This window comes from Chromohalobacter sp. HP20-39, from assembly GCF_033052815.1.
Taxonomy (GTDB): Bacteria; Pseudomonadota; Gammaproteobacteria; order Pseudomonadales; family Halomonadaceae; genus Chromohalobacter.
The window spans coordinates 1-279 of sequence record NZ_JAWHTP010000578.1 but is presented as its reverse complement, the minus strand read 5'-3'; the positions used below and the strand labels follow the sequence as shown (position 1 = coordinate 279).

The 279-nt window shown below is 65.6% G+C and carries 1 pseudogene; it reads right to left on the bottom strand.

The window, feature by feature from the left end:
• Nucleotides 1-268: pseudogene (locus tag RVY79_RS19260) on the bottom strand (hypothetical protein); the annotation flags it as partial.
• Nucleotides 269-279: the final 11 nt, after the last annotated feature.

The following is a 279-nucleotide window of genomic DNA, read 5'->3' as shown; positions in this document are numbered from 1 at the left end:
CCCGCTTCGGCTCCATCGGCCGCACCAGATCGCGCACTTCGCGCTCGGCCATTTCCAGCGTCACCGTGGTGGCGTTGAGCTTGCTGTGAGCGAGGAGGCGGTTGATCGCGCCTTCGAGATCGCGGCCGTTATGGGTGATGGTCTTGGCGAGATATTCCAGCACCGGCATCGGCACGTCGAAGGTGGCGTGATGCGCCTTCGCGGCGGAGACGCGCGATTTCAGGATTTCGAGCCGCAGCTCTTCGCCGAGCGAGCCCATCTCGACCACGAGGCCACCGG